Genomic DNA, 24549 nt, shown 5'->3' on the forward strand with positions numbered 1-24549 from the left:
GTGCCCATCACCGTTTCCTTGCCGTCGCGGGTGGCGGCGCCGGTGCGCAGCTCCTTGCCAATGGCCACGTCAGCTACATCGGCTACCCGGACTGGCGCACCATCCCGGTTGGCAATCACCACCTGTTCAATATCGCCAATGGTGGCCAGCTGCCCGGGCGAGCGCACCAACAGCTGTTGGCCGTTGCGTTCGATATAGCCGGCGCCGCGATTGGTGTTATTGTCCCGCAGGGCGCTGACCAGTTCATCCACCGTGATGCCGAACTCCAGCAACCGTTGGGGCGACGGCGTGACGTGGTACTGCTTGTCGTAGCCGCCTATGGTGTTGACCTCGATGACACCGGGCACCTGGGCCAGCTGCGGCTTGATGATCCAATCCTGGATCTCCCGCAGCGCCGTAGCGTCCAGCGGACTGCCATCCGCTTGAGTGGCGCCGGGCAGGGCTTCTACGGTGTACATGAAGATCTCGCCAAGGCCGGTGGCGATGGGACCCATCTCCGGCTCCAGCCCGGGGGGCAGCGCGCCCTTGATGGCGCCCAGTCGCTCATTGATCAGATTGCGGGCGAAGTAGATATCCGTGCCTTCTTCGAACACCACCGTCACCTGGGACAGGCCGTAGCGGGACAGGGACCGGGTATAGGACAGGTTGGGCAGGCCGTACAAAGCCGTTTCCACCGGGAAGGTGATGCGTTGCTCTGCCTCCAGAGGCGAATAGCCCGGTGCCTCGGTGTTGATCTGCACCTGGACATTGGTGATATCCGGCACCGCGTCGATGGGCAGGCGCTGAAAACTCCACACGCCCACGCCGACCAGCACCAGAATAAGGGATAACGTTAAAAACCGCCGCTCTACCGAGAAGCGTAAGATGGCATTTATCATCATAGCCTCCTGGGTTAGTGGTCGTGGGATGCGCCGGATTTTTCGATATCGGCCTTGATCAAATAACTGTTTTCCACCACATAGCGATCGCCTGCCTGTAGGCCTCCCAGCACCTCAGTCAGGTTGCCGTCGCTGCGGCCCAGCTCCAGTGGGCGGATCTCGTAGGTGTCATCCACCTGAATAAACACCACGGTCCAGTCCCGGAAGGATTGCAGGGCGCGGTTGTCAACCACCAACGGGGCCTCCACCGTTTCCACCACGATCTCTCCGGCCACCAGCAAACCCGGGATCAACAGGCCTTTGGCGTTGTCGACTTCGACCCGGGCCAGGGTGTAGGGCGCGTTGCCGGGTGCCGGCAGCAGGTGGCGGATGGCGCCTTCCCGCGCGATGCCGTCAGCCTTCAGGCGGGCTTTCTGGCCAATGGCAACCTCGGCCCGCTGGCCAGGGAAGACCTTGAGTTCGGCCCACAGAGTGGTCAAATCGGCAATGGCGAATAGGGGTTGCTCCCCGGCCATTTCCCCGTTACTGATCCGGCGCTCAATGACGATCCCATCGATGGGCGCTCGCAGTGCGTAGGTTTGCAGGCTTTCGTTGGACTCGACTTGAGCGAGTACGTCACCACGTTCGACTCGATCGCCCAGATTGACCTTCACCTGACTGACCACGCCCGGGAAACGGGCGCGGATCCGGGCAATCTGCTGCGGTGCCGTGGCCAGGCTGCCGTAGGTGGTGAGGCTACGCTCGATGGCACCCGGCCCGGCTGCGGCCGTTGTGATACCCGCTTTTTGGGCGATAGCCGGGGCAATCCGGGTGCGACCTTCATGGGATTCCCAGAGCCAGCTGTAGTTCTTGCCGTCCATCGCGAGGGTCACTTCCACGTCGAAGGAGTGGGGCTCGATCACCACGCCATCTCCCAGCCAGTAGTCCCCCCGGTAGGCGAAGTCGAATGTGTCCACTTGCCCGCCCAGGCGGGTGAGCTGGACATTGAGGTCAATAGCATCGGTAACGGCGCGGCCATCCCTGGTGACCCAGGCCCGGTATTCCGGGGGAACGCCCTGCTCAAAGATTTGCAGTTCGACGGTGGCGTCGTTCTGTTGCAGCAGTATGCCGCCGTGAGGCCCTTTAGCCTCGGCCTGCGATTCGCCCTGTTGTTCCTCGGCAGCGTGCAAGGGACTGACGGCAAGGCAGCTGGCCACCAGAATCAGACAGAGTTGTTTTATCAGTTGCATGGTGTGAGTCCTGAATTCGTGGGTTAGCGCGCCGGGGCGCTCGGAGTAGTCGCGAGTGGCTGCGCCGTAAGTTGTTCGATCAACGCCTGGTTGAGTAGCGCCGTGGTCGCGGCGTCGACCAGTACCTCCCGTGCTGAGAGCAGCTCACGCTGTGCGGCGGTCCACTCCACATAGCTGTAGCGGCCGTTTTCATAGGCTTGGCGGGTCTGAGTGAGTGCATCGGTCAGGTCGGGAAGCATTTGGCTGCGAATCTGCTCAACAGCCTCAATACTTTGTTGTCGCAAATGGTAGGCATCGAAGAGGCGCGAATGGAGGCGCAGCAGGGTATCCTCCCGGCGGAATCGGACCTCATCCCGCGCCGCCAGGGCGGCCTGCACCTCGCCGCGATTGCGCCGTCCGGAAAAGAGCGGTACCGAAAGCCCAGCGGTCAAGGCCGTATCATCCGTCTCTTCGAAGCGCCGGATGCCGACCTGCCAACGGATGTCGCTCTCGGACTGGCTGCGCGCCAGCTGAATCTCCGCTTCGCGGATACGCTGTTCGCTGGCGTAGATTTGAATGGCTGGGCTGGCGCTGACCCGCTGGTACAGGGCATCGAAGTTGTCGGAGGAACCGAACTGGAACAGATCGCCTTCCAGCATTTGGAAGTCCGGGCTGGTATCGCCCCACAGGGAAGCCAAAGCCATTTTCCGGCTCGCGAATTCGGTTTGCCGACGGGCCTGCTCAATACGACTCTGGGTGAGCGCGGCCCTGGCGCGCAGGACTTCGGCCTGCGGCGCTGCGCCGCGGTCGGCACGTCGGGTGACGATCTCGTGGGTGGCCTCGGCCAGCGCCACGGCTTCAGCGGCTAGTTGGAGTTTTTCCTGCAGGGCCAGGGTGGCGACAAAACGCTGGGTCGCCTGTCCCAAGAGATTCAGGGTCTCGGCCCGGCGCTCGACCTCGACCCGCCCGTATCGTGAGTTAACCACGCTCACGCGGGCCTGACGCTTGCCGCCAAGTTCGAGAGCCGATGACAAGGACAGGGTGTACTCCGCCCCGTCGACCCCTTCCAGATTGTCGCTGCCGAGGAAGTTTTCCACTTCCAGGCCGGCCTCCAGGGCAGGATTTTGATCTGCCGTAACGCGGCGACCCTCAAGGCCCTGAAGGCGAAAATCGAAGACCTGGAGGCCGGGGTTTGCCGCCATGGCCCGCGAGAGGGCCTCGGACAGAGTGAGCGGTTTGTCACCGGCATGGGCCAGGGCAGAACCGAATGCCAGCGCTAAGAGGCAAAAAGCATGGACAATAAAGTGGCACGGCATTGCGCGCCGCCCGTTTTTTACGGGCATTCTGAAAAGCATAAGACTGCTCCTACGAAAGTCTAGATGACAGTTCCCCGGGTGGGGAAGGTATTCGCAGGATCAGACGATAGGAGGGCGGAAAAGGGAGGATTGAACCCCGGTGGTGAAGTTGACTTGGTAGTCGGACAGTACTATTCCCGCAGTCAAGCCGGAAGTGTTGGTGAGGGTTCCCAGCAACACCATGTGGAAGCAGCTATGGCTGTGATGGCAATGGTCCGCTGAATGATTGGGGCTGTCGGGAGACGACTTGGTTGCCTGATTTTCGCTGAAAAAATCCGCTGATTCGTGTGAATGCTCATCATGATGTGGCATTGCAGGGTTGTGCGGCTGTGCCTCATAGGCAATAGATGCCATCGACTGCAAAGCAATCAACAGCGTCATTGCGACTATGAAACAGCGTTTAATCATGCAGGCGGTCCAATAATGTGAGCAAGAGCCTAGCAGAAAGGCAACCGCATAGAAAGGACTGGACTCCCATGGCGTTAGGTGAGTCCGTCGTGGGGTGGCCTGAGCAAATCAAGTGGAGGCGATAATTAAATTGCGTCATCAATATCCCCATAGATAGATTGATACCGCTATAGCGGATAGCCACAGACCGATAATGACGCCTGCCGCGACTTCCACAGCCGCCAGATGATCTGGAAGGCAGTGTAGGTTTTGCCGGTGCCGGTGGCCATGACCAACAGGATACGGTCCTGCCCGCGGGCCACGGCCTCCACGGTGCGATTGATGGCCACCGCCTGGTAGTAGCGGGGCGCCCGGCCGCTGCCGTCGTCGTAGTAGGGCTGCTCGACCACCGCGCGTGCCGCGCCGGCGACGCCCTTGTATTGGCAGTAACGCTCCCACAGGTACACCGGGGAGGGAAACTCGTCCAGGCTAAGGGTGGTTTCGGTGACAGGCCCCAGGCCGGTGCGGTCGTGGAAGAGGAAGCCGTCGCCGTTGCTGCTGAAGACGAAGGGCACATCCAGGGCATCGCTGTAGGCCAGGGCCTGCTGCATCCCATCGCCTAGGCTGTGGCTATTGTCCTTGGCCTCTATCACCGCGATGGGCTGGTTCTGCTGGTAGTTCAGCACATAGTCGGCACGCCGCTGCTTGCCTCGGGAGTGCAGGCGACCGCGGACGATAACGCGGCCGGCGGTAAAAGTGACCTCTTCGCGGATCTGGGTCTGGAGGTTCCAGCCCGCCTGGATCAGCGAGGGTGTGATGAACTTGGTGCAGATGTCCCTCTCGCTGAATTGCTTCTTATCCATGCCTGAGACAGCCTGCTCGTCCATTCATCGGGGCTTTTCGTTGTTGGCTGGACTATAACACCCACGACGAATGGGTCCAAAACATGCCGTGTGGTGATCGTGATCCAGGTACGCTCCACGACTTGCAGGAAAATCACCGGCTCGGAATCAGATTGGCTACACTCAGGGACATAGTCCTGCCGGAGACAGGCTCGATGTGTGGCCGTTTCAACGTTACCGAGATGCCCGGCCTCCAGAACCTGCTGGATTCTCTGGGCATCGATGTACGCTTACCACCGCCCCGCTACAACGTCGCGCCCACCGAAGATGTGCTGCTGCTTCACGACGGGCAGGGGGAATTGGCCCGCTGGTGGCTCACCCCCTCATGGGCAAGAGAGGTCAGCACGAAATACAGCATGTTCAATGCCCGCGCCGAGTCGCTGGCCCAAAGCCCGGCATTCCGCGGTCCTTTCAAGAGTCAGCGCGGCATCGTCCCCATGAGTAGCTTTATTGAGTGGCGTACAGATCAAGGCCACAAGCAGCCGTGGTTGATCACCAACAAAGACAGCTCCCTGGCCGTGGCGGCACTGTGGGATGTCTGGCGAGGCCAGCCGGCCCCCTTGCTGTCCTGCACCCTGGTCACCACAGAAGCTGCCCCAGAGTTCCAGCCCTGGCATTCGCGCATGCCAGTGATGCTGTCGCTGGAGGAGTGCGTCCGCTGGCTGGACAATGCCGAGGAGATACCACCCGATGATCCGCTAGTTCGTGCGGAACTGAAATTCCCGTTGGCCCTGCAGCCGCTGGCGTCGAGTATTGGCAATTCCCGGAACAAGGATGCGGCACTGCTGGAGCCAGTTGGGGAGGTAGTGTGGCTTGAGAGTAGGTGAGGGGTGTAGTGGACTTGTCGGCCGCTGTGGTCCAGCCGGCGAGCCAGTCTGCGTCTATCGGCTCCGTGGGCTGAGTTTAGGATGAGGGCGGGGACGCGGCTACTGGGAGCGTTGATGCACCACTTTCGCTTAGTGGGGATCTATATAGGGATAGATCACGAATAACGTCTAACTAATTGATTTTATTGATATAGTGGTGCCGGAGATAGGAGTCGAACCTACGACCTTCGCATTACGAATGCGCTGCTCTACCAACTGAGCTACACCGGCGGGGGCCGCGATTATAGCAAAAGGGGCGCGGGCGGCCGCAAGTTTTTTCTCGAACAGCTACCGCCCTGCCATCTCCTTTCGCAGCGCGTTATAGCTGGCGCGGATATGTCCGGGCAGCTCATCAATGGCCGCCTGCCGCGCCGGGCAGCCGGCGATACCGAAACACAGCTTCCCGGCATGGCTCACCACCGTGATGTTCAGGCCCATGCCGTGGGTGATGATCGACAGCGGGTAGAGTGCCTCGAGGCGTGCGCCGTTCAGGTAGAGTGGTGTCCTCGCCCCGGGAACATTGGAAAAGATGGCGTTGATTGCCGGCCGCACGCGCTCGACGTTGCCGCTTAAGGTGAGCAACACCGCAGGTAACATCAGCAGCGCGTAAAAGTCTTCTGCCGCCGTTACTGACATCGCCGCCATCTCCCGTTTGGCAGCGCGGGTCGTGCGGACAACCCGCTGCAGGCGTTTGGCGTCGTTGCTCTCGCTGGTGAAGAACGGGCTCAGGATGTAGCTCAGGCGGTTGCCGTCGGCACCCTGCGCAGACTTCAGCGACACCGGCATGCCCACAATCAGCGAACTCTTCGGTAACGCATTCTGTGCCTTGAGGTACCGGCGCAGGGCGCCACCGCAGATCGCCAGCAACACATCGTTGACGGTGCCGCCACTCTGCTTTGCCAGGCGACGCACGGTGCCCAGTGGCAGATCACAGATGGTCAGGCTACGCCGGGCCTCCAACTCGGTATTGAACAGGGTGCGGGGGGCGGTGAAGGGCAGTCGCATGCCCTCCACGTTGCCACTGAGGATATCTTCCCCCATGTGCAGCAGCAGCCGCGACAGCTGCGGCAGGGCGCGATACTGCTTGATAGTGCTTCTGGCAACGCGGCCCAGCTGTTCGAACAGGCTGTGGTGACTATGCCGGTGGCCCTGTTCACGCCGCACCTGACGGAAGTCGATACGGCCCGCCGGATCCGTGCTGAACAGGCTCTGGATCATGCGCATGGCGCCGATGCCATCAACCAGCGCATGATGGGTCTTGCAGTACATTGCAAAGCGACCGCCGGGAAGCCCCTCGATGATGTGCAGTTCCCACAGCGGGCGGTGACGGTCCAGGCGCCTCTCATGTGCGCGGGTCACCAACTGCAGCAGGTCCTGCATGCGCCCGGGTTGCGGCAGGGCATAGTGGAACACGTGGTTTTCGGGGCAGTAGTGGGTGGCTTCCTCCCAGTGCGCGCCGGAGATGTTCTCAGGGTCCGACAGCTGCCTGTTGAACGCGGGCAGAATCTCGTTGAGCCGACCACAGTCCCGGGCCAGTTTGCGCAGGAAGTTCCCGGCAGCGCCTTCCGGGGGGCGCAGCACCATCAAGGCAGCAACGTGGAAAGGGCAGCGCGGCGTTTCGATGCGAAGAAATCCGGCGTCCTGGGCGCTTAATCGGGTCATTGGCGTGTTCAGCCTCCTTCCAGGTAGCGCGCCTCCAGATGCGCGCGGAACCAGGATGACTGCAACGGGCTGCCGGTCGCTTGCTGCATGAGCGCGTTGTAGTCGAGAAATTTGCCCTGGCTGTGGACCTGTTCACGCAGCCAGCCCAGCAGGGCGCAGAAATTGCCCTCCGCCAGCTGCGCGGGCAGTTCGGGCAGCGACCGGCGCGCTGCGGCAAAGAGCTGCGCTGCACTCATCGCTCCCAGCGTGTAGGTGGGAAAATAGCCGAACAGGCCGGCCGGCCAGTGCACATCCTGCAGGCACCCATCCCTGTAGTTACCGGCTGTGGACAGTCCCAGGTAGGCCTGCATGCGCGTGTCCCATGCATCCGGTATGCCGGCGACATCCAGCGTGCCCTCAATCAGCTCGCGCTCGATCTCATAGCGCAGAATGACGTGCAGCGGATAGCTTACTTCGTCCGCGTACACGCGGATGTAACCGCGGTTTACCCGTGTGAACAGCCGGTACAGATTGTCCTCCTGCCACGTTGTGCTGCCTGCGCTGGCCGTCGAAAAACAGCGTTGCAGGTGGGGTGTGAGAAAGTGCAGGAACTCCCGGCTGCGGCAGGCCTGCATCTCCATCAGCAGCGACTGGCTTTCGTGCATGGCGGTGCTGAGGGCCTGCCCCACGGGTTGGGATCGCCATTGCGCCGGCAGCCCCTGTTCGTACAGGGCGTGCCCCGTTTCGTGGATGACGCCCATCAAGGCCTGGGTGAAGCCCTCGGTTTCGTAACGGGTGGTGATGCGCACATCACTGGGCACGCCGCCACAGAAGGGGTGGTGGCTGACATCCAGCCGCCCGTGCTCGAAGTCGAAGCCCAGCGTGCGCATCATCTCCAGGCCGAGCGCGCGCTGTTCCTCGATCGGGAAGGGGCCTTCGGGCAGCACAGCCGGATGCCGCGCTTGTTTTTCAATTACCGCGTCCAGCAGGCCGGGCAGGAAGGCTTTCAGTTCGGCAAACAGTGGGTCCAGCTGCGCGCAGGTCATACCGGGTTCGTAGCTGTCCACCAGGCTGCCGTAGAGGGACATGCCGTTCACGGCTGAGCGCGCGGCGGCCTCCTCCCGGGCCAGCGCGACAACCTCTTCCAGCAGCGGCGCCATGGCTTGCCAGTTATTTTCCGCGCGATGCACACGCCAGGCCTGCTCGCAGCGGCTGTTGGCCAGTGCCCGGCGTTCCACGAGGCTTTCCGGGACACAGGTGGCATCGCGGTAGCTGCGGTGCATTTCGCGCAGGTTGGCGGCCTGCCAGGGTGCCAGTGTTGCGGTTTCCGCCGCTGCCAGCCATTCGCCCAGTTGCGGGTCAGTGAGCATCTGGTGTGTGATGCCATCCAGCGTCGCCAGCGCCTGTCCGCGCGCGTCGCCGCCACCGGTCGGCATCATGGCGGCTTCATCCCACTGCGCAATCGCGCCCACGTGGTACAGATCATTGAGTCGAGCAAAGTGTTTGTGCAGCTTGTCGTAGGGTGTCATGGCGGTAGTCCTGTTGGTGTCGCAGGCGGTTTTGGTTTCAATTTTTCCGGTTCAAGGTATCATACTGCGTGCGAAACAGCGTGGAGCCCTGTAGTGATAAAAAAAGACGTGTTGACCACTCTCGCCGAACTTCCCAATTTGATCAAGGTGAAGAAATTGCTGCGTCCCCGCCCTGGCGACACGCGCGATTGCCTGGGTGCTCGCGTTGCCGCCAATGCGGCGCGCATACCGCGACGCTCGGCCTTTATCTGTGAAGGGCAGACCCTGGACTGGCAGCAATTCAACGCGGAAGCAAATCGCTATGCTGCTGTGTTTCGCGCCCAGGGCCTGAAGCGCGGCGATGCGGTGAGCGTGCTCATGGAGAATCGCATCGCCTTTATGGTGGTAGTTATCGCGCTCAATAAGCTGGGTGTCATTGCCTCCCTGATCAACACCAGTCTGACCGGGCGCCCCCTGACCCACTGCGCGGAGATCACCAACGCCCGCAAGTTCCTGTTTGGCGAGGAGTGCTTGGACGCCGTGAGCGATGTGCGCGATACGCTTTCGCTGGCAGACGGCGACTACCTGTTCGTGCCGGACGCGGGTACGCGCGCCGCGCCACCCTGGGCGCTGGACATGGCGGCTGCGGCTGCCGAGGCGGACGCGGAGAATCCGCCGGAGACGGCGGATATCGTGATTGATGACACCGCGTTCTATATTTTTACCTCCGGCACCACCGGCCTGCCCAAGGCTGCCGTGTTGTCCAATCGGCGCTACCTCCTCACAGCCAGCGTTGTCCAGGTGGGTGGCCTGCAGCTCACCGAGGATGACCGACTGTACCTGTGTCTGCCGCTGTTTCACGGTACCGGCTTGATGGTGGGTGCGGGGGCTGCGTTTCTGGCCGGAGCCAGCATGTTCATCCGGCGCAAGTTCTCCGCCAGCCAGTTTCTGCCGGAAGTTCGTGAGTATCGCACCACGACGTTCGTTTATATCGGTGAGTTGTGCCGTTATCTGCTTCACGTGCCGGCGCAGGCGGATGATGCGGACAACCCGCTGCGTGCCGTGGTGGGCAACGGTCTGCGTCCGGATATCTGGCACAACTTCAAGCAGCGCTTCGGGATTCGGCGGGTGGCCGAGTTTTACGGGTCTAGCGAGGGCAACGTGGGCTTTTTCAACCTGTTGAACAAGGATTGCACGGTCGGCACCTCGGCGTTGCCTACGGCGCTGATCCAATACGACGTGGACCGCGACGAGGTGGTGCGCGATGCCGCGGGGCGCTGTCAGCCGGTGACCGCAGGCGAGCCCGGCCTGCTGCTGGGAAAAATCACCCCGCACACCAGGTTTGAGGGCTACACCAGTGCTGACGCGACGGAAAAGAAGATACTGCGCGATGTGCTGAAACCGGGCGATGCCTGGTTCAACACGGGGGACCTCATGCGGACGGTGGACGTAGGTTTCGCCCTCGGCTTGCCGCACTACCAGTTTGTGGACCGCATCGGGGACACGTTCCGCTGGAAAGGAGAGAACGTCTCGACCAACGAGGTGGGTGAAATTCTCAACCTGCACCCCCAGGTCGCGTTGAGCAATGTGTACGGGGTTCAGGTGCCCGGCACCGACGGGCGTGCCGGCATGGCATCGCTGCGTCTGGAGGAGGGTGTGGAGAGGCTGGACCTGGATAGTTTTTCGACGCATGTGCAGACTGAGCTGCCGCACTATGCACGGCCGCTGTTCATTCGCATCCAGCGTGAGATTGATACCACCGGCACCTTCAAACTGCTCAAGGGCGAACTGCGCAAGCAGGGCTATGACCCGGCGCTGGTCGCCGATACGCTGTGCGTGCTGAAGCCGGGGTCATCGCGCTACGAGCCGCTGGACGCCGCTTTCCACGCGCAGATTGTCCAGGGCACGGCCGGTTACTGATGGCATTGACCGGGTAAACAGGCTATGTTCGCGTCTATGCAAAACTATGCCCGTGTTGTTACCTGCTGCCTGCTGTCCGCGCTGCTGCTTGCCTGCAGTGCCGGTGAGTCCAATGTGGCTCAGGGTAACCGCGACGGGATCCTCCACTTTGGTAATGGCTCTGAACCCCAGGGTCTGGATCCCCATGTGGTGACCGGCGTGCCCGAGAGCAAGATCATCGACGCGCTCTTTGAGGGGCTCACCCGAAAAAACCCCTGGACGCTGGAGCCCGAGCCCGGCGCGGCCGCGAGTTGGGAGTTCAGTGAGGATCGCCGGGTCATTACGTTCCATATGCAGCCCGAGGGCCGCTGGTCAAACGGCGACCCGGTCACTGCGCACGATTTTGTCTGGTCCTGGCGGCGCGCGCTGGACCCGGCAATGGGCAACCTGTACGCCTACATGCTGTACCCGGTGAAAAACGCCGAGGCCTACGCGACCGGCAAGATTGACGACCCGGAGCTGCTCGGCGTGCGCGCGCTAGATGACATGACGCTGGAGGTGACGCTCAACGCGCCAACACCGTATTTTCTGCAGCTCATGGACCACTATTCGAGCTTTGCCGTGCACCGTGAGACGGTCGAACGCTTTGGCAAGGCGACAGACCGTTTTACCCGCTGGACCCGCGTCGGTAACATCGTGAGCAATGGTCCGTTCCAGCTCAAGGACTGGGAGCTCAACCGGCGCATCGTTGTGGAGCGCAATCCGCACTACTGGGACAATGACACGGTGCGCCTGAACGGCATCGTGTTCTACCCGACAGAGAATGCGGTCAGCGAGGAGCGCATGTTCCGCGTCAACCAGCTGCACTACACGGGCGATGTGCCGCTGAACAAGATTCCCGCCTACCGCAGCCTGCCCAACACCCCGTTTGTCGAAGCGCCCTATCTGGGTACCTATTTTTACCTGCTGAATACCGAGCGACCGCCGCTGGATGACGTGCGGGTGCGCAAGGCCTTGTCGCTGGCGGTTGATCGCGAGGCGATTACCCGCAACGTGCTGTACGGCAGCAATAACCCGGCGTACGCCATCACGCCCCCGGGCACACTGGGCTACCAGCCACCGCAGTTGTTTTCCTACGATCCGGCGGAAGCGCGCCGTCTGCTCGCCGAGGCCGGGTATCCGGACGGTGACGGCTGGCCCGGCCTGGAGCTCATCTACAACACCAGTGAAAGTCACCGCAAGATCGCCGTAGCCCTGCAGCAGATGTGGAAAGATGTGCTCAACATCAAGGTCACGCTCTCCAACCAGGAGTGGAAGGTCTACCTGGATTCAGTGTCCGAAATGAATTTCCAGGTAGCGCGGCGCGGCTGGATTGGTGATTATGTGGACCCCAACAACTTTCTCGACCTGTACATCACCGAGGGTGGCAACAACAACACGGGCATTGCGGACCCGGTCTACGACGACCTGATTCTGCAGCGCGCGCCGCGGGCCGCCACCCAGGAGGAGCGCTTCGCACTGTTCCATGAAGCGGAGACGCGCCTCATGGAGCAGATGCCGATCATTCCCATCTACACCTACGCCAGCAAACACCTGGTGCACCCCTCGGTAAAAGGGCTGCCTGCCAACCTGATGGATTTCATCAACGTAAAGTACATTTATCTCGAGGATGTACCGCTGACCGAGTTCGAACTGGAGTAGCCTATGTGGCGGTTTGTGGTAGGGCGCCTGTTGCAGGCAATACCGGTGATTCTTGCGGTAATCACCGTCACGTTTTTTCTGGTGCGTATCGCACCCGGCGGCCCCTTCGACAGTGAAAAAGCGGTCATACCCGAAGTCAAGGCGGCGCTTGAGGCGCAGTACCGGCTCGACCTCCCCCTGGGCCAGCAGTATCTGGCCTACCTGGGGGATCTCGCGCAAGGTGAGCTGGGCCCCTCCTTCAAATACCCGGGGCGCAGCGTCAATGAATTGATAGCGGCGGGACTGCCGGCGACAGCCGAACTTGGCGCGTATGCCTTGCTGGTTGCGGTTGTGCTGGGTGGGCTGGCGGGTGTGGTTGCTTCGCTGAAGCCGAATAGCGCCCAGGACTACATACCCATGTCCGTGGCCATGATCGGCATCTGCATGCCGACGTTCCTGCTCGGGCCGCTGCTGGTGCTGCTGTTTGGCATCCACCTGGAATGGTTGCCGGTGGCGGGTTGGGGTGACATTCCGGGCGACAAGATTCTGCCAAGCCTTACGCTGGGGGCTGCCTACGCGGCCTATATCGCGCGGCTGAGCCGCGCGGGCATGCTGGAGGTGATGTCACAGGACTATATTCGCACGGCACGCGCCAAGGGGTTGCCCGAGTGGCAGGTGGTGACGCGTCATGCGCTGCGCGGTGGCCTGATTCCCGTCGTCGCCTTTCTCGGCCCCGCCTTCGCCGGCTTGCTGGCCGGATCGTTTGTGGTGGAAACCATTTTCCAGATTCCCGGGCTGGGCCGCTTCTACGTGCAGGCCGCGTTCAACCGTGACTACACCATGATTCTGGGTACCACGGTGTTTCTGTCGACGCTGATCGTGTTGTTCAACCTGTTGTCTGACATCCTCGCGGCGTGGCTGAACCCCCGCTTGCGTGCGCAGTACGGGGAGGCCTGAATGACGGCGGCGAACCTCACCAGCGTGGCACAGGCAGAGCAGGGCACGTCCCTGTGGAAGGATGCCTGGCGCAGGCTGCGCAAGAACCGGCTGGCGTTGTTCGGGCTTGCCGTGCTCACGGCGTTCATCCTGATCGCCCTGTTGACCCCGTGGTTGGCACCCTATGCCTACGATGCGCAGAATCTGGATCTGGGCGCCTCCCCGCCCTCTGCGGAGCACTGGCTGGGCACTGATATCTTCGGCCGCGACCTGCTGACCCAGATCATGTACGGCGGGCGTATTTCCCTGGCCGTGGGTTTCGTCGCCACCGCGGTTGCGCTGGTCATCGGCGTCACCTGGGGCGCGGTCGCCGGGTATGTGGGCGGGCGCGTGGATGCGGTCATGATGCGTCTGGTGGACATCCTGTACGCGCTGCCCTTCATGATTTTCATCGTGCTGTTGATGGTGGTCTTCGGTCGCAACCTGCTCTTGCTGTTTCTGGCCATCGGTGCGGTGGAGTGGCTGACCATGGCGCGCATCATGCGCGGTCAGGTGCAGTCATTGCGGCAGCAGGAGTTTGTGGAGGCTGCGGTGTCCCTGGGGCTGTCGCCCGCCACCATTGTGCGCCGCCACCTGGTGCCTAATGCGCTGGGGCCGATTATCGTCTACACCACCCTGACCATACCCAGCGTCATGCTGCTGGAGGCCTTCCTCAGCTTTCTCGGGCTCGGTGTGCAACCGCCGGCGACCTCCTGGGGCCTGCTGATATCCTACGGCGCCGAGACCATGGAGGAGTACCCATGGTTACTGATATTCCCGGGTGCCGCGCTGACGCTCACCCTGTTTGCTTTGAACTTCCTTGGCGACGGCCTGCGTGATGCGCTGGACGTGCGCGGTTCTGGAGACTGATCGCTTATGCCTTTGCTCAGTGTCCGCGACCTGCAGGTGGATTTCACGACGCGCAACGGGCGTGTCACGGCGGTCAACCGCATCGGCTTTGATGTCGAGGCCGGCAAGATCACCGCCATTATTGGCGAGTCGGGTTCGGGCAAGTCCGTGGCCTGTTACAGCCTGCTGGGTCTCCTGCCAGTGCCCCCCGCCAGTATCGAAAGCGGCAGCGCCGTGTTTGACGGGCGCGATCTGCTGCAGTTGAGTGAGCGGGAATTGCGGCAGATCCGTGGCCGCGATATTGCGATGATCTTCCAGGACCCGATGACCTGCCTCAACCCCTACATGACGGTGGGCAACCAGCTGATGGAGCCGTTGCTGTATCACCGCAAGGTGACGCGGCAGCAGGCGCGCGCGCGAGCGCTGGAACTGCTGGCGGAGGTGGGCCTGCGCGACCCCGAGTCGACGATAGACCAGTACCCCCACCAGTTCTCCGGGGGCATGCGCCAGCGGGTGATGATCGCCATGGCGCTGATCAATGAACCCAAGCTGCTGATAGCTGACGAGCCGACCACCGCACTGGATGTCACCATACAGGCGCAGATCCTGGGGCTGATCGCCGAATTGCAGCGCAAGCGCGACATCGGCGTTATCTTCATCAGCCACGACCTGTCGGTGGTCGCTGACATCGCCGATGAAATTGTGGTGATGGAAAAGGGCCACGTGGTGGAGCGGGGCGACCGGCAGGCGATTTTTGAGGCCGCTGAACATCCCTATACCCGGAAACTGCTGGCGGCGATTCCCGCGGGCAGCAAGGCGCCCGGCGAGTTGCCCCGCGACGACCTGATCCAGGTGCGCAACCTCTGCACCTGGTTTTCCCAGGGGCGCGGGTCGGAGCCCCTACGTGCCGTCGATGATGTCAGCTTCACTGTACAGCGCGGTGAGGTGCTGGGTCTGGTGGGGGAGTCGGGCAGCGGCAAGTCCACCATCGGCCGCTCGCTGCTGCGCCTGGTGCCGGTGACTCGCGGTGAAGTGCTGTTTGACGGCACCGATGTGACCAGTCTGCAGGGTGCCGCCCTGAAGCAGATGCGGCGGCGCATGCAGATGATATTCCAGGACCCGTATGCGTCTCTGAACCCGCGCATGTCGGTCTATGACACCCTGGCCGAACCCCTGCTCCTGCACGGTATTGAATCACGCAAGACGGTGGAGCAGGGTGTCCTGCGCCTGATGGATGATGTCGGCCTCGCCCGCGCTTTCGTGCGCAAGTACCCGCACGAGTTTTCCGGCGGACAGCGGCAGCGCATCGCCATCGGTCGAGCCCTGGCAACCCGCCCCGAGTTCGTGGTGGCCGATGAGCCGGTGTCTGCACTGGATGTGACCATACAGGCGCAGATCCTTGAACTCATGCTGGAGCTGGGTCGTGAGTACGGCCTGACCATGCTGTTTGTTTCGCACGACCTTGCGGTGGTGCGCCACATCGCCGACCGCATACTCGTGCTGTACAAGGGGCGTGTGGTAGAGCAGGGTACCGGTGATGCCCTGTTCAACAGCCCGCGTGAGGAATACACCCGTCAGCTGCTGCAGGCCATTCCCGGGCGTGGACTGCTGTAAGCGATACATCAGCCGGCAGCGCTGCGACGGGTCACCGGCACTGTGACGGCGCCGCAGCCGACGGGCGAGGGCGCCGCAGCGGACTATCCGGCCGCGGGCACCGCCAACTACGCGCTCGTGCTGCTGTTGCTGGCCTATATCCTGTCCTTCATCGATCGCAATGTCATGGCCGTGCTGATCGGGCCGATCCGCGCCGATTTCGCCATCAGCGATTTCCAGTACAGTTTGCTGCACGGCTTTGCGTTTTCCATGTTCTATATCGTCATGGGCCTGCCGATTGCCCGACTTGCCGACCGTCACAGCCGCAAATGGATCATCACCTCGGGCCTGGTCGCCTGGAGCGTGATGACCTGCCTCTGTGGTGCGGCACGCAGCTTTGGAGGCCTCTTCCTCGCGCGCGTGGGCGTGGGCATCGGCGAAGCCACCCTGTCACCTTCGGCCTATTCCATGCTGGGGGATCTCTTTCCCCGGGAAAAACTGGCACGTGCCCTCGCGGTGTACAGCCTGGGGATCACGCTGGGAGGGGGGCTCGCCTACGTCGTCGGCGGCGCGGTGTACGCCTGGTTTGCGCAGAGCGAGCCGGTGACACTCCCGCTGCTGGGCGAGATGCGACCCTGGCAGATGACCTTTATCGCGGTGGGCGCACCGGGCCTGTTGCTCGCCGTGTTGCTGGGTTTTCTGCCGGAGCCGGCGCGCCGCGGTGGGGCTGTTGCCGTTGCAGGCTCGGCGGTGGTGGAGCCCTCTACACCGGGTCTGGGTGCCATCTTCCGCCACCTGCGGGCGCACGCGCGGGGCTATCTTGCGCCCATCGGGGCAGCGTCCGTGCTCAGTATCCTCGGCTACGGCACCATGGCCTGGTATCCGGAATTCCTGATGCGCAGCTTCGCCATGCCCCGGGCCGAGACGGGCAGCCAGTTTGGCCTGATGTTCCTGATTGCGGGGAGTCTGGGTGCGTTGGCCGGGGGGTGGTCCGTGGAGCCGCTGCGGCGCCGGGGGTACGCAGATGCGCCGCTGCGCATTGTGCTGCTGGTCGCCGCACTGTGGATGGTGCCGGCCATCGCGGGGCCGTTGAGCAGCACCCCCGAGCAGGCAATCTGGTGGGCGGCACCCATCGTGTTTTTCCTCAATGCGCACTTTGGCGTCGGCGTGGCCGCCGTCCAGTTCATGACCCCCAATCGCATGCGGGCACAGGTATCGGCACTGATGCTGTTTTTCACCAACCTGTTCGGGCTCGCCTTTGGCCCCAGTGCGGTGGCGATGCTCACCGACTTTCTGTTCGGCAATGACCTCGACCTGCGCTATGCCCTGGCGCTGTTGCCGGTGCTGGTGTGTCCGCTGGCGATAGCGCTGGTGCTGCAGGGCCTGTCCGGCTATCGCCAGGCGATTTCAGAAGAAATGCAAAAACAGGCTTGACGCGATCCATATTTGGGAATAAATTCCCAAATATGGATATGCCAATACATGACATTCTGGCGGCAGCGGTACTGCGTATCTTGCGCCCCCTTGCCCGCGTGCTGCTCTCACACGGCATGGCCTACGGCGCGTTTGCCGAGCTGGCCAGGCGGGCCTTTGCGGATGAGGGCTTCGCGCTCGCCGCCCGCAGCGGCAAACGCGCAACGGTCTCCAGCGTGTCAGCTCTCACGGGTATGACCCGCAAGGAAATCAGCCGGCTGCGTGAAGACGATGCGCCCGTCAGCGCGGGTGCGAGCCAGCGCTACAACCGTGCGATCCGGGTGATCAGCGGCTGGGTCAACGACACCGATTTTCACGATGCCGCCGGTCAGCCCGCGGCGTTGCCGCTGGAGGGTGCCGAGGCGAGCTTCGCCGAACTCACACGCCGTTACAGCGGTGACGTTCCGGCGGCAGCCATGCTCGCTATCCTGGAAGCCAGTGCTAACGTCCAGGTCCACGAGGGCAGGGCACTTCTCGTGGAACGTGCCTACATTCCGATGGCGACGTCGCTGGAAAAGCTCAACATCCTCGGCAGGGATGTGGGTGAACTGGTCTACACCATTGGCCACAACCTGGAAGCCCCCGCGACAGACCGCTTTTTCCAGCGCAAGGTGTCCAACGCCTCCATCGGCGGCGCGGCGGCTGCGGAGTTTCGTGCGCTGTCGAACCGCAAGTCCCAGGCGTTGCTCGAAGACTACAACGCCTGGCTGAACCAGCATCAGGTTGACGACACGACAGAGGGCGCAGAGGCACCCCGCTATGTTGCTGTTGGCATCTACTACATTGAACTCCCTGAACAGGAGCAGTTGCCATGAAACACACTTTCGTACCGCGTCCCTTCGTCACGTCCAGCGCTTTGGCTCTGGTGCTCTCTGCCTGCGGTGGAGGTGGCGGTGGCGATCTCCTCAGTGCAGCCGTCAGTGTCCCACCCACATCGGGCGGTGGCATAGGTGGCTCCGGTTCAAGCACAACCAGTAGCGGGTCGATTGATGGCTTCGGCAGTATCTTTGTCAACGGTGTGCGCTTCGAGACCGACGACGCCGAAGTCATCGTCAATGGCGAAGTGCGCGATGACGATGCCCTGCGCCTGGGCATGGTGGTGCTGGTGACCGGGGAAGTGGATGACAGCGGCACCAGCGGCACCGCGGAGCGCGTGATTTATGACAATGAACTGAAGGGGCCGATATCCGGCATTGAAGTCTCTGCCGACGGCGATGCAAAACTGCTGACTATTCTTGGCATCAACGTGATCGTCGAACGCCTGGGTACCGTGTTTGATGATGTCACGTTCGATACGCTGGCGCTCGACGATGTCGTGGAAGTTTCCGGCTTCACGGGCCGCGGCGAGAGTCTGCGGGCAACCCGGGTTGAGCGGGAAGGGCGGTTCGTCGCCGGTCAATCCCAGGTGGAGCTGCGAGGCCGCGTCACGGCGCTCAGCGGAAACCAGTTCATGCTCGGTGATGTGAGCGTGGATGCCAGTGAGGCCGCTCTGGAGGATTTTGGTGGCGCCACATTGAGTGAAGGGCAGTTGGTGGAGGTGCGCGGCACACTCACAGAAGGCGTGCTCACTGCGACGCGCATCGAGTTGGATGAAAGCGTCGGCAACCGCTTCGCGGAGGGTGCGGCTGTGCAGGTACAGGGTGCCATTACGGGATACCAGAGTCCCGCCAGCTTCCGCGTGGGAGGGGTTGACGTCGACGCCAGCGCCGCGACCCTGCAACCCGCGGGTCTGGTGCTGGGCAATGGCGCAGTGGTGCAGATAAACGGGGTCTGGGAGCAGGGCCGGCTGGTGGCAAGCCGTATCGCGTCACGCCGTGGACGCATCAAGGTGGAGGGCCCGCTGGGTGCGGTTGACGTCGAGGCCGGCACCCTCACCCTGCAACTGGTGCCCGGCTCAGTTGCCGTGACCCTGTCGCAGAGCACACGGCTGGACGACGACTCTGATCGTGCCAGTATCCTGCGTATCGGCGACCTCGTGCCGGGTGATTACCTGGAGGTGGAGGCCTATCTCGATGGTGACCGCCTGGTAGCGACAACAGTGGAGCGGGATGATGACGAGAACGAGCAGTCGCTGCAGGGGCCGGTAGACAGCTTTGTGGCGGGCGAGAGCATCACCATTCTGGGCCTGACCTACAGCACTTCAGGTGCCGAGTTTGAAGGCAGGGATGACGTCGATATTGATGCCGACCTGTTTTTTGCCAATGTGCAGCCCGGTGATCTGGTCAAGGTCAGCGATGACCCCGTCGCCGATGGGATCGCGGATGAAGTGGAGTTTGAAGATCTGGTGGCCCTGGCGGGTGAGCGTGAGTTCGCCTGCTTCGGGGATGACGACTCTGAGGATGGCGATTCTACGGATGACTCCAGCGAGGGCTGTGACGATTTCCTGGACGACGACCCCCTCACCTCCGGCGATGACGACAGCGACGAGGATGACCTGACGGACGATGACGATCTGACGGACGACGACGATCTCACGGACGAGGATGATGATCCCGACGACTCCGAAGACGACGACCTCACGCCTGAGGATGAGCTTGAGGAAGACGATCTCACCGAAGAGGACGACTAAGGCGGTGCGGTCTGCGCGAGCGCCTGTTCAGGGCGCCCGCGTCGACCTCAACCCGCGCCGGCGATCTGGCGGATCCGGGCGACCATGGCCCGCAGCCCGTTACCCCGTGTGGGAGACAGGTGACGCAGCAGGTCCAGCTGTTCGAAATAGGCGTCGATATCGAACGCCCGCACTTCCTCGGGCGTCTTGTTGTTGTAGGCCGCCAGCACGACGCCGAGCAGGCCCTTGACGATAAAGGCGTCACTGTCGACTGACAGCTGCAGGCGACCCTGTTCCAGCTGTGCATCAATCCACACCTGGCTCTGACAGCCACGGATCTTGCGTTCCTCGGTGCGCAGTGCCGGCGGCATGTCCGGGAGTTCGCGGCCCAGGTCGATGATGTACTTGTAGCGGTCCTCCCAGTCATCGAAGAACGCGAGGGTGTCTACGATGTCATTGCTGGTGATGCTGTGGCCAAACGGATTGGCGGGCGCCGGGTCTGGCACGGTGAAGTCTCCCTAGTAGAACATGCCGGTTTCGAGTTGGGCTTCCTCAGACATCATGTCGCGGCTCCAGGGCGGATCGAAGACCAGGTCCACATCGACTTTTTTGACATGCGGCACCTGCGACACGCGGTACTTGACGTCCCCCACCAGCACCGGGCCCATACCGCAGCCTGGCGCGGTGAGTGTCATGCTGATTGCGACACGGCCGCTCTCCTGGTCGATCTCGACGCTGTAGATCAGCCCCAGATTGACCAGGTCGACCGGGACCTCCGGGTCATATACGGTACCCAGTGCCTCCCACACCTGTGCCTCGTCGATGCGGCCATCGGCCGGCGGGGTAAAGTCCAGCCGCTGTGGTGTCAGCCCCAGCGCGTCGGCATCGGTGCCGTCGACGCGCACCATATTGCCGTTGTGAATGACCGTGTAATTGCCGCCCAGCGCCTGGGTCAGCGTCACGAAGGTATGCGCCGGGATGGTCACCGGATCGCCAACGGGCACCAGCCTGCCCGGGCAGTCACGCTGGGTGGTCAACAGTGTTCTTTCCTGGGCGCTCATGCAGACTCCGCGGATCAGCTGATGCTGAAGCTTTCGCCGCAGCCGCAGGCAGCAGTGACGTTGGGATTGTGGAACTTGATGGTACGGTTCAGGCCTTCCTTTTCGAAATCCAGCCGGGTGCCCTGCAGAACGGGCAGGGAGGCGCGGTCCACGAAAATCGCCAGCTCCGCATCCGGATGCAGGGCCAGATCGCCCTCCTGGCCGCTGTCCACTTCGTCCATGACGTACATGAAGCCGGTACAGCCGCTCTCCCGGACGCTGATGCGCAGCGCCCGCTTGCCCGACTGGCCGAGCTGTTTCTTCAGGTAGGCAGCCGCTGCCGGCGTAACCTGCAGGGCATCGGTGTTCACGTCAAACGTTTCAACGCTCATAAATAACCTTCTAGCCAAAGAGCCGTTTTGCCTTGTGGATACCGGCGAACAGTCGCTCGACATCATCCACGGTATTGTACAGTGAATAGGAGGCGCGCACGGTGCCCGGCAGCTGATAGTGGGCCATCAGTGGCTGCGTGCAGTGGTGGCCGGTGCGCACGGCGATCCCCTGTTCATCCAGCAGCATCCCGAGGTCGGAGGGATGCACGCCCTCGAGGACAAAGCTGAAGATGCCAACAGCGTGTGCAGGGCAGCCGATGCGGCGCAGGCCGTCGACTTGCGCGGCGAGTGTCAGGGAGTGTTGCAGCAGGTTCACCTCATGCGCCGCAGCGGCTTCGATATCAATGCCCGCGAGATAGTCGATGGCGGCGGCCAGCCCGATCGCGCCGGCAATGTTGGGCGTGCCGGCCTCGAACTTGAAGGGCAGCGTGTTCCAGGTGCTGCCGCTGAAACTGACTGTCTCGATCATCTCGCCACCGCCGAGGAAGGGCGGCATGTCTTCCAGCAGGGCCTCCCGACCCCAGAGCACGCCGATACCGGTGGGTCCAAACAGCTTGTGCGCCGAGAAGACGTAAAAGTCGCAGCCGATGGACTGCACATCCACCGCCATGTGCGCAATCGCCTGGGCGCCATCCACCAGAATTTTCGCGCCGGCGGCGTGCGCCATGCGGCTGATCTCCGCCACCGGGTTGATGGTGCCCAAGGCATTGGAGACGTGGTTGACCGCAACCAGTTTGACGCGTTCATCCAGCAGGCCCGCAAGTGCCTCCAGATCGATATCGCCCGCTTCGGTAATGGGAATCGGGACGACTTCGGCGCCGGTGGCGGCGGCTACCAGCTGCCAGGGTACGATGTTCGAGTGGTGCTCAAGGTAAGAAACCAGAATACGGTCACCAGCGCGCAGCTGGTTGCGACCCCAACTGTAGGCGACCAGATTGATGGCCTCGGTGGCGCCGCGCGTCCAAATGACCTGGTGGCTGCCAGGGCTGTTGATAAAGCGCGCCACTGTTTCACGCGCGCCCTCAAACGCCACCGTGGCCCGGTCGCTCAGGGTGTGTACACCGCGGTGTACATTGGCGTTGTCGCGGCGGTAGTAATTGCCGATCGCCTCAATCACCGCTTCCGGTTTTTGCGTGGTTGCGGCGTTGTCGAGGTAGACCAGCGGGGCAGCATTCACGGACTGCTGCAGGATCGGAAAATCCTGGCGCAGTATCTGGGGGTCAAATTCGACGGCTGTGACCGTGGCAGGAGAGCTCACAGGATATGCCTCGTCAGGCGTGAATCCCGCGCAAAGCGGTGGGCCAGCAGGGGTTTCAGGAAGGCCTGCAGTTCGGCCTGCTCCACGGCTTCCACCAGTTCGTTGATAAAGCCGTAACTGAGCATCACCTCGGCTTCATCACGCGGCACGCCCCGGGTGCGCAGGTAGTGCAGAGTCAAGGGGTCAAGCTGGGCCACCGTGGCACCGTGGGCGCACTGTACATCATCGGCGTAGATTTCCAGCTCCGGCTTGGTGTTGATTTCCGCCTTGTTGCTGGTGAGCAGGTTTTTGTTGCTCAATTCCGCACGGGTTTTCTGCGCCTGCGGATGAATGTGAATGCGCCCGTTGAATACGGCGCTGGCCTCATCAGCGATGATGCCGCGGAAGCGCTCCCGGCTGGTGCAGTGGGGCACGGCGTGTTCGATGCAGGTGTGGTAATCCACCGTTTCGGTGCCGCGCGGCAGGTACAGGCCGTCCACGGCACAGTGCGCTCCGGGCCCCTGCTGGTTGACCACCAGATCTATGCGTTTCAGCGCGCTGCCCAGTGCGAGGTGAAAACCGTTCAGCACGCTGTCCGCCTCCTGACGGGCGTGGACGCCGCCGATGTGCACCACGTCGCCCTGCTCAAGGTGCAGCCGGTAGTGGTTCAGCTGTGCCCCGCGGCCGATCAACAGCTCGGTCAGCCCGTTGGTGAAGGCGGTGCCGCCGGTGGCTGTGTTGGCGAAGGACTCGACAAGCGTGGCGCCGCTGTTTTCCCCAAGGCAGACCAGCAGGCGCTGGGTCACACTGATGGACTCGTGCTGCCCCGTGGTCAGCCAGGCGATGTGCACGGGTGTCTCGATGCGGGTGTTTGCCGGCACGTCCATAAACACGCCGTCAGTCAGCGTGGCGTCATTCAACGGCGCGAACACGTGACGCCCCGGCAGGATGGCGCTGCCCAGGGCCGCAGCAATGCGCTCGGCCTGGTCGCTGGTGGCGTCAGCAAAGCGCACCAGCCTTAAACCGGCAGGGAGCTCCGTGGTGGACAAGTCTGCCCGATAGTGGCCGTCGGTAAACACCAGGGTAGGGCCTGACAGTTCAGGCAGCGGTACATCCCCAAGCGGCGATCCGGCGGACTGTGTGGGCGCTGCGCTGAAGGTTTTCTGCAGCGCCTGCAGGCTGGTGTACTTCCACGCCTCGGTCTTGCGTGTAGGCAATGACGTCTTGCTCCACGCTTCACGACCGCGCGCCTGCAGTGGTTCCAGCCAGGGTGGCGCTGAGCGCGCGGCAGCCGCCAGCGCCTGCTGCATGAAGTCATTCATCAGGCGACATCCTCCAGCCAGGCGTAGCCGCGTTCCTCGAGTTCCAGTGCCAGTGAATGATCGCCGGATTTGACGATACGCCCGCCTGAGAGCACGTGCACCCGATCCGGCTTGATGAAATTGAGCAGGCGCTGGTAATGCGTTACCAGAATAAAGCTGCGGTCCGGGCTGCGCATGGCGTTGATGCCATCGGCGACCACCTGCAGGGCGTCGATATCCAGCCCGCTGTCGGTTTCGTCCATGATGCAGAGCTTTGGTGCCAGCAGCATCATCTGCATCAGTTCGTTGCGTTTCTTCTCGCCGCCGGAAAAGCCCTCGTTGACGCCGCGCTTGAGGAACGCCTGGTCCAGGTTCACGGCCTTGCAGGCCTCGCGGGCCTGCTTCATGAAAGACACACTGTCCAGCGCCGGCTCGTTGCGGTGTTCACGCACGGCATCCACGGAGGCCTTGAGGAATTCCATGTTGCTGACGCCCGGAATCTCCACCGGGTACTGGTAGGCGAGGAACAGGCCGAGGTGTGCCCGCTCCTCAGTGTCGAGTGTCAACAGATCCTGACCCAGCAGCTGTGCGCTGCCCGCCGTAACCGTGTAGCCGGGGCGACCCGCCAGTACGTGGCCCAGCGTGCTCTTGCCCGAACCATTGGGCCCCATGATCGCATGGACCTCGCCAGCGCCGACGGCGAGGTCCAGGCCCTTCAGAATGGCTTTATTTTCTACACTGGCGTGCAGGTTGTCGATCTTCAACATGGTCTTCTTGCTCCGAAGTGCGGCAGCGGCGCCGCACACTAGTCATGGGT

At 62.5% G+C, this 24549-nt stretch carries 22 protein-coding genes and 1 tRNA gene; 9 read left to right on the plus strand and 14 right to left on the minus strand.

Translation table 11 applies throughout. The annotated features are described in order from the left end of the window. The 5 genes from AACZ17_RS02515 to AACZ17_RS02535 all read right to left on the minus strand — a co-directional run. Positions 1-878 (minus strand): efflux RND transporter permease subunit (locus AACZ17_RS02515; protein ID WP_339637660.1); only part of this gene is annotated, 878 nt, incomplete at its 3' end. A 14-nt stretch (positions 879-892) separates the two neighbouring features. Further along, positions 893-2107, minus strand: coding sequence for an efflux RND transporter periplasmic adaptor subunit (locus AACZ17_RS02520; RefSeq protein WP_286983841.1), 1215 nt, complete (start codon positions 2105-2107; stop codon positions 893-895). 23 nt (positions 2108-2130) lie between these two features. Further along, positions 2131-3429, minus strand: coding sequence for a TolC family protein (locus AACZ17_RS02525; RefSeq protein WP_339637665.1), 1299 nt, complete (start codon positions 3427-3429; stop codon positions 2131-2133). A gap of 72 nt (positions 3430-3501) precedes the next feature. Then, positions 3502-3849, minus strand: a complete 348-nt coding sequence (locus AACZ17_RS02530; RefSeq protein WP_144079814.1) for a hypothetical protein — start codon at positions 3847-3849, stop codon at positions 3502-3504. A gap of 167 nt (positions 3850-4016) precedes the next feature. Beyond that, a complete protein-coding gene (locus AACZ17_RS02535; RefSeq protein ID WP_339637669.1) occupies positions 4017-4691 on the minus strand; it encodes a DEAD/DEAH box helicase family protein in 675 nt (224 codons plus the stop codon). 194 nt (positions 4692-4885) lie between these two features. Between AACZ17_RS02535 and AACZ17_RS02540 the strand changes: the two genes are divergently transcribed. Next, a complete protein-coding gene (locus tag AACZ17_RS02540; protein WP_339637671.1) occupies positions 4886-5557 on the plus strand; it encodes an SOS response-associated peptidase in 672 nt (223 codons plus the stop codon). Between the two features lie 194 nt (positions 5558-5751). On the opposite strand, the gene AACZ17_RS02545 is transcribed toward AACZ17_RS02540, so the two are convergent. From AACZ17_RS02545 to AACZ17_RS02555, 3 genes are all read right to left on the minus strand, one after another. Continuing rightward, a tRNA-Thr gene (locus AACZ17_RS02545) sits at positions 5752-5827 on the minus strand. A 57-nt stretch (positions 5828-5884) separates the two neighbouring features. Next, positions 5885-7258: a wax ester/triacylglycerol synthase family O-acyltransferase gene (locus AACZ17_RS02550; protein WP_290738618.1), complete on the minus strand. Its 1374-nt coding sequence runs from the start codon at positions 7256-7258 to the stop codon at positions 5885-5887. Between the two features lie 8 nt (positions 7259-7266). Then, positions 7267-8766 (minus strand): carboxypeptidase M32, encoded by a 1500-nt coding sequence (locus AACZ17_RS02555; protein ID WP_290738621.1) that lies wholly within the window; start codon positions 8764-8766, stop codon positions 7267-7269. Positions 8767-8859: 93 nt separating this feature from the next. Between AACZ17_RS02555 and AACZ17_RS02560 the strand changes: the two genes are divergently transcribed. The 8 genes from AACZ17_RS02560 to AACZ17_RS02595 are packed head-to-tail and all read left to right on the plus strand — an operon-like array spanning position 8860 to position 19783. Beyond that, complete coding sequence (locus AACZ17_RS02560) at positions 8860-10665, plus strand: long-chain-acyl-CoA synthetase (RefSeq protein WP_290738623.1); 1806 nt, start codon at positions 8860-8862, stop codon at positions 10663-10665. A 36-nt stretch (positions 10666-10701) separates the two neighbouring features. After that, positions 10702-12345 carry a peptide ABC transporter substrate-binding protein gene (locus AACZ17_RS02565; RefSeq protein WP_290738626.1) on the plus strand — a complete coding sequence of 548 codons (1644 nt, stop codon included), beginning with the start codon at positions 10702-10704 and terminating at the stop codon, positions 12343-12345. A 3-nt stretch (positions 12346-12348) separates the two neighbouring features. After that, complete coding sequence (locus tag AACZ17_RS02570) at positions 12349-13281, plus strand: ABC transporter permease subunit (RefSeq protein ID WP_290738629.1); 933 nt, start codon at positions 12349-12351, stop codon at positions 13279-13281. Next, on the plus strand, positions 13282-14169 hold the full coding sequence (locus tag AACZ17_RS02575) for an ABC transporter permease (RefSeq protein ID WP_290738631.1): 888 nt from the start codon (positions 13282-13284) through the stop codon (positions 14167-14169). Positions 14170-14175: 6 nt separating this feature from the next. Further along, complete coding sequence (locus AACZ17_RS02580) at positions 14176-15762, plus strand: ABC transporter ATP-binding protein (RefSeq protein ID WP_290738634.1); 1587 nt, start codon at positions 14176-14178, stop codon at positions 15760-15762. A gap of 42 nt (positions 15763-15804) precedes the next feature. Beyond that, positions 15805-17175: an MFS transporter gene (locus tag AACZ17_RS02585; RefSeq protein ID WP_290738636.1), complete on the plus strand. Its 1371-nt coding sequence runs from the start codon at positions 15805-15807 to the stop codon at positions 17173-17175. Between the two features lie 32 nt (positions 17176-17207). Continuing rightward, positions 17208-18029 (plus strand): DUF6502 family protein, encoded by an 822-nt coding sequence (locus AACZ17_RS02590; RefSeq protein WP_290738638.1) that lies wholly within the window; start codon positions 17208-17210, stop codon positions 18027-18029. Next, positions 18026-19783, plus strand: coding sequence for a DUF5666 domain-containing protein (locus AACZ17_RS02595; protein WP_290738641.1), 1758 nt, complete (start codon positions 18026-18028; stop codon positions 19781-19783). The genes AACZ17_RS02590 and AACZ17_RS02595 overlap by 4 nt, the downstream gene beginning before the upstream one ends. Positions 19784-19830: 47 nt before the next feature. On the opposite strand, the gene AACZ17_RS02600 is transcribed toward AACZ17_RS02595, so the two are convergent. From AACZ17_RS02600 to sufC, 6 genes are read right to left on the minus strand one after another with little or no spacing between them, the layout of a single operon-like run. Further along, positions 19831-20268 (minus strand): SufE family protein, encoded by a 438-nt coding sequence (locus AACZ17_RS02600; protein ID WP_290738644.1) that lies wholly within the window; start codon positions 20266-20268, stop codon positions 19831-19833. Between the two features lie 12 nt (positions 20269-20280). Beyond that, on the minus strand, positions 20281-20823 hold the full coding sequence (sufT, locus tag AACZ17_RS02605) for a putative Fe-S cluster assembly protein SufT (RefSeq protein WP_290738647.1): 543 nt from the start codon (positions 20821-20823) through the stop codon (positions 20281-20283). A 14-nt stretch (positions 20824-20837) separates the two neighbouring features. Beyond that, complete coding sequence (locus AACZ17_RS02610; RefSeq protein ID WP_290738649.1) at positions 20838-21194, minus strand: iron-sulfur cluster assembly accessory protein; 357 nt, start codon at positions 21192-21194, stop codon at positions 20838-20840. Positions 21195-21204: 10 nt separating this feature from the next. Next, the gene (locus AACZ17_RS02615) at positions 21205-22452 is read right to left on the minus strand and encodes a cysteine desulfurase (RefSeq protein ID WP_290738652.1); all 1248 of its coding nucleotides are present in this window, start codon (positions 22450-22452) and stop codon (positions 21205-21207) included. Continuing rightward, the gene (gene sufD, locus AACZ17_RS02620; protein ID WP_290738655.1) at positions 22449-23753 is read right to left on the minus strand and encodes a Fe-S cluster assembly protein SufD; all 1305 of its coding nucleotides are present in this window, start codon (positions 23751-23753) and stop codon (positions 22449-22451) included. The genes AACZ17_RS02615 and sufD overlap by 4 nt, the downstream gene beginning before the upstream one ends. Beyond that, positions 23753-24499 carry a Fe-S cluster assembly ATPase SufC gene (sufC, locus tag AACZ17_RS02625; protein ID WP_290738658.1) on the minus strand — a complete coding sequence of 249 codons (747 nt, stop codon included), beginning with the start codon at positions 24497-24499 and terminating at the stop codon, positions 23753-23755. Before sufC ends, sufD begins: the two co-directional genes overlap by 1 nt. Between the last annotated feature and the right edge of the window lie 50 nt (positions 24500-24549).

This window comes from uncultured Haliea sp., assembly GCF_963973825.1.
Taxonomy (GTDB): Bacteria; Pseudomonadota; Gammaproteobacteria; order Pseudomonadales; family Halieaceae; genus Haliea.

Bases quoted from the DNA above. Each gene is read 5' to 3' on its own strand.
- AACZ17_RS02520 (WP_286983841.1), bottom strand. From the start codon at position 2,107: ATGCAACTGATAAAACAACTCTGTCTGATTCTGGTGGCCAGCTGCCTT.
- AACZ17_RS02525 (WP_339637665.1), bottom strand. From the start codon at position 3,429: ATGCCCGTAAAAAACGGGCGGCGCGCAATGCCGTGCCACTTTATTGTC.
- AACZ17_RS02530 (WP_144079814.1), bottom strand. From the start codon at position 3,849: ATGATTAAACGCTGTTTCATAGTCGCAATGACGCTGTTGATTGCTTTG.
- AACZ17_RS02535 (WP_339637669.1), bottom strand. From the start codon at position 4,691: ATGGATAAGAAGCAATTCAGCGAGAGGGACATCTGCACCAAGTTCATC.
- AACZ17_RS02540 (WP_339637671.1), top strand. From the start codon at position 4,886: ATGTGTGGCCGTTTCAACGTTACCGAGATGCCCGGCCTCCAGAACCTG.
- AACZ17_RS02550 (WP_290738618.1), bottom strand. From the start codon at position 7,258: ATGACCCGATTAAGCGCCCAGGACGCCGGATTTCTTCGCATCGAAACG.
- AACZ17_RS02555 (WP_290738621.1), bottom strand. From the start codon at position 8,766: ATGACACCCTACGACAAGCTGCACAAACACTTTGCTCGACTCAATGAT.
- AACZ17_RS02565 (WP_290738626.1), top strand. From the start codon at position 10,702: ATGCAAAACTATGCCCGTGTTGTTACCTGCTGCCTGCTGTCCGCGCTG.
- AACZ17_RS02570 (WP_290738629.1), top strand. From the start codon at position 12,349: ATGTGGCGGTTTGTGGTAGGGCGCCTGTTGCAGGCAATACCGGTGATT.
- AACZ17_RS02575 (WP_290738631.1), top strand. From the start codon at position 13,282: ATGACGGCGGCGAACCTCACCAGCGTGGCACAGGCAGAGCAGGGCACG.
- AACZ17_RS02580 (WP_290738634.1), top strand. From the start codon at position 14,176: ATGCCTTTGCTCAGTGTCCGCGACCTGCAGGTGGATTTCACGACGCGC.
- AACZ17_RS02590 (WP_290738638.1), top strand. From the start codon at position 17,208: ATGGATATGCCAATACATGACATTCTGGCGGCAGCGGTACTGCGTATC.
- AACZ17_RS02595 (WP_290738641.1), top strand. From the start codon at position 18,026: ATGAAACACACTTTCGTACCGCGTCCCTTCGTCACGTCCAGCGCTTTG.
- sufT (WP_290738647.1), bottom strand. From the start codon at position 20,823: ATGAGCGCCCAGGAAAGAACACTGTTGACCACCCAGCGTGACTGCCCG.
- AACZ17_RS02610 (WP_290738649.1), bottom strand. From the start codon at position 21,194: ATGAGCGTTGAAACGTTTGACGTGAACACCGATGCCCTGCAGGTTACG.
- sufD (WP_290738655.1), bottom strand. From the start codon at position 23,753: ATGAATGACTTCATGCAGCAGGCGCTGGCGGCTGCCGCGCGCTCAGCG.
- sufC (WP_290738658.1), bottom strand. From the start codon at position 24,499: ATGTTGAAGATCGACAACCTGCACGCCAGTGTAGAAAATAAAGCCATT.